This window comes from Bartonella sp. AP58NXGY (genome assembly GCF_042195785.1).
In the GTDB taxonomy this organism is placed as follows: domain Bacteria; phylum Pseudomonadota; class Alphaproteobacteria; order Rhizobiales; family Rhizobiaceae; genus Bartonella.
The window spans coordinates 272,359-279,776 of record NZ_JBHIOY010000002.1; the positions used below are offsets into that span (position 1 = coordinate 272,359).

A 7,418-nucleotide genomic window follows, 5' to 3' on the forward strand; every position below is an offset into this window, starting at 1 on the left:
TGAGAAATGCAAGAGCCGTACAACGGAAAAAAATATGCAAATGCTTAATACGCGTTTAGCTTATCAAAAAGGGGGATATAATGGCACTTTTTCCATTTTCTATTGCTGATATTGATGATCCTGAATGTATTCGTGTGGTTCTTTATGCTAGCGGAAGAATGGGACATGCTCCTTTAAACGCATTGTTGAAGAAAGCATATGAAGATATTACAAAAATTTCAAAGCGTATGGATGCTTTAGAAAAAAAATTAAATGCTCTAGATCTTACCAATGTCGAACAGAAAAAAAATGAGAAAGAAGAGAAGCAAGACAGTATTAATAGTGTTGTGAGTGGTGGAATAACGACATCAAACAGTTTTGTGAGTGCACCAGAAATTAAAACAGAATCATCGTCCGCTGGAGACATCGTTTTTTCTTCAATATACGATGCGCCAAAAATAGACTACAGCTCTTTTATTTCAAAATTTACAGCACATAAGCCGCTAGAAATACACAGTAGTGTTACTCAAAACATCAGTGTTGAGCATTCTAGAGAGATTTCTTCTTTGTTAGATAAGGAAAAATAGAATAGAGTGATCATAACAATATGTATGGGGTGAAGCTATAGATCAGATAAACCTAATTTATATCTTCGGTGGAGCCTGGAATTGCACTTTGTTTGAGATGTTAAAAAATGGTAAAAATTGATAGAGAAGCGTTGTTGCTGGATAAGTTGATCATGCGTTGTTGGGGAGAGTAGGGCGCATTATTAAAATCTATGGGCAAGCCTTTAAAGCCTACAAAGAAAGAAGTTTTGCCTCAGCAGAAATGCATGGCAAAAAAATTGCAAAAAATAAAATCTTGCAATACTTTGAAAAAGCTTTTGGATAGGGCGTTTGATGATCGTAAATCTATAAGAAATTTACTGTTTTTACGCTTTTTTAAAGAGAAAAATAGCCGTTTGTCGCCTTTTTAATTGCTCAAAAGCCTCATAAAAAAGAAAGTGTATTTGCCAAAATAGATTAACGCGGGGGAGAATATCTATCATTGAACTTTCTTATAAAAAAGAAAAATGGTGGCTTGTTGGAGAAGGCTTGAGGGCTAAAGGTGTGCTTGTTTTTTTATCAGACAGTGGACTACAAGTGCTTGTTTATTTGTCTTATCTTGTGATGCTGTAAAATTATGCCATAAAACACCCTCCTTTGAGGTGTGGTGATATTAAGTTGCTTTGATACAAGTGTTTTTTGGGCGTGCTGAATATTCAGAAGGGCTTGTTTTTCGGATCTTAAGTTTAAGGGAATCACATGCGTGGGAAGCTAAATGAACCCCGCTAGAATCCGGACTATTGATAGATCTGATTGGCTGAGGAATCTTCATTTTTTGAAGTGGTGGACGCATGTCAAGAAAAACCAGATTTTACAAATGTAAAAGAACGGGGTTTATTATAGCGATGTACTTAAACTATACGTTTGCTCTTGGATTATATTGAGATAAAGATACGAAAGTGTTTTGATTTATTTGATACGTTTTGATTTTAGAAAGATCGTTATTACAAAAGACTCCTTTCAATACGAAGGCATTATGCTTGATATGGTTAAAGCCATAAGAGAGGCAAGAAGCTTTTTTCATTTAAATGAATGAAATAAAAAAAGGCTGTTATCCCTCATTATTTATACTCTTTTTGGATAAGTTTTATAAATATAATTAAAAAGCTTGCAATATTATACGTTTTGTGTATAAGTATTCATTATTGATTTCTTTTGTATTTTATTTAGTTATATCTCTATTCATGAGCCGCGTCCTTTAAAGGCGCGGCTTTTTTATTGTCTAGAAGCCAAGGGTGCTATGTCGTTGTCATTGAGGTGGCTTTGGATATTATTCTTATCATTATATTTTGTGTGTTCTTTTTGTTGTGAAATTTCTAAATTCTTATGCGTTTTTTATTCCAATAGGGAATCAAAGCAAAAATGTGTGTGTGTGGGCAGTTTTCGTTTCTTTGCATTGATTATCATGGGGACTGTGGAAGAGTAAAAAATAATTTTGTTACTCTTTGATGGAGAGAGATAAGGGAGCGATGCGTAAAATGGGGGCGCACGCGAGGGAGTATTCTTATCAATGCCAGATGACCCAAAATGCATATGTGTTTTTAACAGAGTTTGTAGAAATCAATCAGAAAAACCATTTTTTCTTTGTGTAGCCTCTTACCATTAATAATCTCTTCCGGTTGTCACCACTGTTCTTTGAGGGGCGATGATATAAGGCGTGTAAGATTTTATACATAAGGTGTTTGTGTGGGGTGAATATGATGGACGTTTGTTCTGTAGGGATTCATATAAACGCACATGAGGGTTTTTGTTCGGTGTTTGATGGCTTTTGGGGAGGTGGTGCTTTTGTCCATAATGCCTCATGAAATATCGCTTGTTGAGGGATGGTGATAGAGATCACATGCGTGGGAAGTCTAAGAGAAAAAGCCTAAGGGAGGAAGAGCCTTAAGGGGAAGTCAAGGGGGGAGCCCCAAGGAGAAAGACAAGTAGATTTCTCCTTAAGAGTAGCCTCATTGTTTACAGATCAGTATGGATGAAGAATCTTTGTCTTTTAAAGAGGGGGGAGAAAATGATAATCCCTCTTTTTTCATAAAGGGGATGAGAAAAGTTTTTAACAAGAATTTTATACGATAAAAGAGAGCCTTTTGATATAAGAGTCTTGATCGTTTGCCGTTATAACTTGTATTGTGTACACAGATACTTCTATCATTTTTTGCTGTAAAAGCTTCTTTAGGGATGTTAAGGGATGTAGTCTTTATGGAAAAAAGAATCCGCGCAAGGCAAAATGCTTATTTCAAAAGATTGTATCGCAAGATTGCTTTTGTTTGCATGATACTTTTTTGTATAGTGATTTTGTGTTTTGCTGTTGCAAAGGCGGTCAATTATTTTTCTTCTCATCAAAAAATAACACAGCAAGCGCCTGTTGAATTGGCTATTCCTGTCTTTGATCTGCGTGTGTATTGCAAGGAAATTTCTGCTTCCGTTATGCCCGAGATGAAAAAAGAAGTTTATCAGCACTGCCTTAATTTAGAAAGTGAGGCCTATTTTGCTATTCGTGAAATGTGGGATAAGCTTTCTGATACTGCGAAAAAACAATGTTTGATGATGGTACGACCGGGGGATGGAAATTATTTTCTCTTACGAGATTGTTTTCTCAATGAAAGAGAGAATAAACAAGGTAAAAGGCGCAATTACTTTTAAGTTTTTATACGGAAAGTTAAAAGATTGCGAAATTGGATGAAAAGATAAAAATTCCTGATTATTACCTGTCTCTCATACTAAGAGAAGAGTGATTTATTTATCTTGTTGTACCACACTTTCTTTAAGGTACAATGAATTGATTTATATGGATAATTTAGCAATATTCATATTGAATTAGAGACCTGAATAACGTAAGGTTCTCTTATTTCAAACTTGTTTATCTTAAAAACAATCAGAATCACTTGCTTGTTCGTTATAAGTGAGGCTGGTGTGTGGTAAAATTGTATAAGATAAGGATTAAAAATGCCTATAATGAACCATCCTAAGTGCCAAGGGCTATAGCAACACCTACGAGCTGGCAAATATAATGATGGTGTGGAGACATAAGGCATGTATACCTTCTTGAAATATTGGAGTGTTCGTGCGTGGTGAATCTTCGTCGATTTATTGAATCTTTCGTTTAAATGAATCACATGCGTGGGAAGCCAAGGAAAAAGTGTTTGATAAGAATTCGGATTGTTTACAGACAGACGTTGGTTAAGAGTCTGCGTCCTTTGAGGGCAGGAGTCAATAAACATGAACAAACAAGAAAGAAATCTTTCTTTGAAAGGCTATAAATATTCAAGGCTACTCCATACCTCAAATGCTATGCTGCGGTTATATATGCTGGGTTTAAAAATGTGCTTGTTTTTATAATTTCGGTTTTCTTATCAGAAAGTAGAGGAGAGGAAATCCGTTATGCTCTTCTTAATTTATAAACTTTAAAGGACCATTTTTGGGGGGGAAGAATCTGATTTTTAGAGCAGTGTGACATATGGGTTGTTTTTTCTCATAAATTGATGTTTTTTATATTTAAATATTTAGCTTTTAGGCTCAATTTGTTGTCAATCAAACGATTTGATTCCTTTAAAAATTTCATGGGATTAAAACAAAAAGGGATCATATTGTTGGTCTGTTTTGGAAAGAAGATTGATTTCTTAGTCATTATAGGGCTTGAATAATGCTTCATCTTAATCTATCTATAAAGACTAAGAGGTTTTGTGAGGCGGTCGTGGATTATCGCTCGCAGGGGGTTGCTTTAGCAGTGAAAAGAGGCTATATATCATAAAATCAAGAGGTTCGTGCAGTGACTCGTTGGGATATAAATGCTTGTGAGTTAAAGGCATGAGGGGGAAGAAAATATCAGCGTTTTTAGGAGCGGTGGTTTTAAAACAGAAAAGGGAAGCTTTTATATTTTCTGATGGGGTTTCTCCTGTGTCAGGTATGGTATATGTGTGTTCTCCTTTTTGTTTTCCACAGGATAATTATTTTTTTTAGTGAAATATGGTTTATTTAAAAAAAAACACTTGGCATTTTACGTGAACATCACTAACTTTCTGCTGGTTGACAGAAAAAAAGGGAATTTTTGATTTACGATTTCCCTGCTGTTTTGTGATTTTCAAAAAAAATATATGTTTTTATCAATATCAGTAGGGTTCATTTGAGTGAAATAAACACGGATAGCTTGATAACCGTATGGTAAATGTGATCAGTATTATCAAAAATAGTGCAATGAAGAAGAGTCAATCAGGATATACACTCCAAAAAAGGGATAAAAATGAGGCCACAACAAAATAGACGGGTACGCGGTCGCAATAATAACAATAATGGTAATAATAATCGTCGCGGTCCTAACCCGTTGTCTCGTAATTATGAAAGTAGCGGTCCGGATGTTAAAATTCGCGGAAATGCTCAGCAAATTGCCGATAAATACATAAGCCTTGCGCGTGATGCACAAGGTGCTGGTGATCGTGTTATGTCAGAGAACTATCTACAACATGCAGAGCACTATTTGCGTATTATTTTAGCGGCAGCGGGGCAAATGTCTCAATCTGTTCGGTGTGATGAGAATCGTGATGAAAACAACGAGCAAGAGTACAGCGAAATAAACACTGAAGGTGAAAAAAAAGATGCTGTCGAGTGCAAGACAAGTGATACAGATATATTACATGATACAGACGTATTACAGATGCCGTCGCAAAAGAATGGGAATGGCCGATATGCCAAAGCGCAAAATGGGGATGCGCGTGAAAATGCTTTAGAGGCTCTATCGGATGAGAAAACGGATCAAGAGCACTGTCGCACTGAGGAAAAGGTTGAACCTGTCAAAAAAACACGTCGTTCTCTCCGTCGACGTACTGTTCGGACTCAAGACGAATCATCTCTTGAGCTTTCACTTGCAACGTCAGAAAGCTCTAGCAATGGGGATGCATCAACATCAACAGAAGAGGTTTCTTCTTTGCCTGGATTAGGTGAGGGGATACAGAGAAAAATCCGTCGTCGTCGTGTGGTGACACCTTCAGCAGAGGAAAATGTTTAAACCTCAAGAATGCTGTGTAAGCGCTTGTGGTGATGTTGTTGGTATGCATGATGGTCAATTGTATATGCTCAAGCCTCTTGTACTTTTTTGAATTTTCATGGTTAATATCGGAAACTGAACAAGGGAGCCGGCAGAAAAGGTTGTCTCTTTACTGGGCAATAGGTAAAGGGGATACAGAGGAAACCATTTGTGTATTTTTTAGAGGCGTTCTTTTCTGAAGAACTGATTTCTTTGTTTATTCGCACCTGTGTTTGATATCTCTCAATGTATTCAAGACCATTTCGTGACGGTACCCATGAATGCTGTAATATCAGCCATGTTTGCTTAATAAAAGGTGCAAGTTGGGCATTATTGCTTTCATTATCAATGTTGCAAGTTTTTCTTTTGGCTTTTGAAATCGTTTATAAGAGGTATTTTTATTCATGCACTTTTTGCTGTGATGTGTGAGGAAATGATTTTAATGAACTTCATCCATGAATAGAGTTGAAATGAGAGAATCTTACGGTATTTGAGGCGCTCGTTTGGCCTGAAAATAAATGGTTCTTATAAATCAATATGTTGAATTGTTGTACTCAAGAAGGTGTATTCCTTACACGTTCATTTGAGTTTTTGTAGGAAATATCCGTTTTCTTAAGAATGAGGATGCATTGACTAAAAGGTTGCTCCTTCATCTCAATGAGGTGAGGGGATATAGAGAAAAATCTACCGTTGTCCAAGTGGTCGCATCTTGAAACCGAGGAAAATGTTTAAATCTTCAGGGGTGCTATGTAAGCGCTTGTGGTGATGTTGATTTGCTTAATGAGGCATGGTCGTTGATACTTCTTGTGTTGTTTCAACAGAAAGAACGGAGACCAGTGCACCGGTGTGGTAATTATAAATCATAAATTTTGTTTGTCCATCAGGGGTTAAAATTTTCAGTACAATATTGTGTTCTGAGAGGCTTTGCGACAAAATTTGTGTTTTTTCCGGTAAGGAGAGCGTATAATGGATAACGTGTGGATTTTTGCTGAGAGAGGAAGATAGCTCTGTTTGTTTTGGCGCTGATCCGGTTGCGATAACTTTATAAACAATTAAAAACAGTACGGTTAGAATAAGGAAAAGCGTTATTAAAACGGAAATAATCATTAAACCCATAAGTTTTTTTCTTACTCGTTCTACAGCAGGGTCTAAAGGGAGATCTTGAGGCAGAGAATTTTGCTCTGTGTGATGGTCTTTTGAAGGGTTCATTCGCTTATTATCCATCATGTCTTTCATTGATTATTTTTTGAGATCTGATTGGGTTTATGCTTTTAAAATTTTTTGTGCAAGGGGTTTGTGGAGGAAGAACGGACAAGAGGAGGCGAAGTTGGTAAAATGTCTTGTTTGTGGTCTTTAGATCTCTTGTCATTGACGTTTTGACTTTTAAGCAGGAAATTTCCATGGTTTGTTACAGACCAGATCAATTTTACTTCTTGTTGATGTAAATTGAGGTGTACGTTTATGCATTGGGCAAAAATTTGTTGTCCATAAAAGGCAAATTTTTTTGTGGATGGTACCATGGCTTGTTCACATGCTTGAGCTGTTGGGTAAGTTTTAACCATTGTATTGTTTGAATAGCAACTGTTAAAATCATCCGTACATGAAACCAATAAGAGGATAAAAACAAGGGGATTCATAAATTATTTTCCAAATGAAAGGTTGACGGCATGGATCTCAATTTGTCAGCCTAGGGGCTTCTTCATTGTTAAACATTTTCAAAGTTTTTTAGTTCCCAAGCGCAGTTCCCAAGCGCAGTTCCCAAGCGCAGTTCCCAAGCGCAGTTCCCAAGCGCAGTTCCCAAGCGCAGTTCCCAAGCG

Annotated in this window: 6 protein-coding genes; 4 read left to right on the forward strand and 2 right to left on the reverse strand. The window is 36.6% G+C overall.

The genetic code is table 11. The features are described 5' to 3' along the window. Positions 1 to 80: 80 nt before the first annotated feature. From ACFINC_RS02650 to ACFINC_RS02665, 4 genes are all read left to right on the forward strand, one after another. On the forward strand, positions 81 to 566 hold the full coding sequence (locus tag ACFINC_RS02650) for a hypothetical protein (protein WP_375615966.1): 486 nt from the start codon (positions 81 to 83) through the stop codon (positions 564 to 566). A gap of 245 nt (positions 567 to 811) precedes the next feature. Next, a complete protein-coding gene (locus tag ACFINC_RS02655) occupies positions 812 to 955 on the forward strand; it encodes a hypothetical protein (RefSeq protein WP_375615967.1) in 144 nt (47 codons plus the stop codon). 1,825 nt (positions 956 to 2,780) lie between these two features. Next, positions 2,781 to 3,224: a hypothetical protein gene (locus ACFINC_RS02660; RefSeq protein WP_375615968.1), complete on the forward strand. Its 444-nt coding sequence runs from the start codon at positions 2,781 to 2,783 to the stop codon at positions 3,222 to 3,224. A gap of 1,597 nt (positions 3,225 to 4,821) precedes the next feature. Further along, positions 4,822 to 5,583: a DUF4167 domain-containing protein gene (locus tag ACFINC_RS02665; RefSeq protein ID WP_375615969.1), complete on the forward strand. Its 762-nt coding sequence runs from the start codon at positions 4,822 to 4,824 to the stop codon at positions 5,581 to 5,583. A gap of 795 nt (positions 5,584 to 6,378) precedes the next feature. Here ACFINC_RS02665 and ACFINC_RS02670 read toward each other — a convergent pair. Both ACFINC_RS02670 and ACFINC_RS02675 read right to left on the reverse strand, forming a co-directional pair. Continuing rightward, positions 6,379 to 6,828 (reverse strand): hypothetical protein, encoded by a 450-nt coding sequence (locus ACFINC_RS02670; protein ID WP_375615970.1) that lies wholly within the window; start codon positions 6,826 to 6,828, stop codon positions 6,379 to 6,381. 44 nt (positions 6,829 to 6,872) lie between these two features. Further along, positions 6,873 to 7,238, reverse strand: coding sequence for a hypothetical protein (locus ACFINC_RS02675; RefSeq protein ID WP_375615971.1), 366 nt, complete (start codon positions 7,236 to 7,238; stop codon positions 6,873 to 6,875). Positions 7,239 to 7,418 lie beyond the last annotated feature (180 nt).